We start from the raw sequence: 1,418 nt of genomic DNA, 5'->3' as shown, positions 1-1,418 counted from the left end.
AAGAAGAAGTGCCTCTTGATATTTTACTGGATCACATCAGCTTCTCCACCATTGGAATTATTCACAAATGGCTTGCTGACAGTAAGGTATACTCACCTCATCATATGGCTCTTCAACTAACCCGGATTGCCCTGTTAGGAACATATAAAGCGATGGGAGCATCGGTTTAGAGTGAGTGGCCCATCCTCTCCAAAAAAAAGTGATACATGGCATCTGAATAAACGTGACATTTGATACTTGAGGCTAGAACAAAAAGAACTGTCATTTAAGCATATATTCCGCTTAAAGACAGTTCTTCTTTTACTACTTATTCCGTAATTGACTGTGCAACCCAAGTTGTAGCGGAAGAGATAAAGAGAGAGCTTATGTGAGATTCAGCTAAGACGGTTCCTTGTCTCATCGCGTACTCAAGTAGGCAATGCCCAGGCCACCTGTCACTGGATTTTCGTATATTTCACATTCCACGTCGAATACTTCACCAATCATTTCACGGGTCAGGATATCGGCGGGTTTGCCATGAACCACAATCTGTCCCTGCTTCACGACATAGAGGTAATCGCAATACTCCGCGGCGAGTTCGAGATCATGAAGTGCAGCCAATATGCCGATATCCAAACTCCGCACAATGTTGAGGATCTGAAGCTGATATTTGATATCCAGATGATTGGTAGGCTCGTCCAATATCAGAAATTCGGGCTGCTGCGCCAGCACTCGGGCGAGGACCACACGTTGCTTCTCCCCGCCGGACAGGGACACGTAATTGCGGTCCACATGTCCGGTCAGATGTACCTTTTCCAGCGCCTGTTCCACGATTTCATAATCCCGTTCATTATCCGTCTCCAGCAGCTTCTTGTGAGGAGTGCGACCCATCATGACCATTTCACGCACAGTAAAGTCAAAGCTCAATTCGTTAAACTGACCCACAACGCCCATGTGCCTTGATACGACCTTGGGACTGGATTTCAGAATGTCCGTGTCATCGAGAAATACTTTGCCTTGCTGCGGTTTGATCACTTTATAGATGCTCTTGAGCAGCGTTGATTTGCCACAACCATTCGGGCCAATCAACCCGACGAATTGCTTGCCTTTTACCTGTAAAGAAATGTCCCGGATAATATCCGTGTTCAGCACCGATATGGATACATTTTCTACATTCAGTTTCATGTTTATTTTCCTCCAAAACCGTAGCCTTTTTTGACTAACATATACATAAACATCGGCGCACCAATCATCGCTGTAATGATCCCGATCGGCAATTCAACGCTGGAGATCAGTGATCGTGCAATAACATCCGTCCAGATCAGGAAGATGGCACCGAATAGTACGGATACTGGCATGACTTTACGATGGTCAGATCCAACCAGCCCTCTCACAATATGCGGAATAATCAATCCAACAAAACCGATCATGCCGCAGCT

General features: G+C 45.6%; 2 protein-coding genes. Both read right to left on the bottom strand.

Annotated elements, in window-relative coordinates; all coding sequences use genetic code 11:
* Positions 1 to 396 precede the first annotated feature (396 nt).
* Positions 397 to 1,164, bottom strand: a complete 768-nt coding sequence (locus tag gpAD87_RS00050; protein ID WP_064635672.1) for an ABC transporter ATP-binding protein — start codon at positions 1,162 to 1,164, stop codon at positions 397 to 399.
* Positions 1,165 to 1,166: 2 nt separating this feature from the next.
* The coding region (locus gpAD87_RS00045) for an iron chelate uptake ABC transporter family permease subunit (protein WP_157258398.1) at positions 1,167 to 1,418 on the bottom strand (252 nt) is incomplete at its 5' end.

Origin of the sequence: Paenibacillus sp. AD87 (genome assembly GCF_001659845.1) — a bacterium.
Lineage (GTDB): Bacteria > Bacillota > Bacilli > Paenibacillales > Paenibacillaceae > Paenibacillus > Paenibacillus marchantiae.
This window is presented reverse-complemented; position numbering and strand designations above follow the sequence as displayed.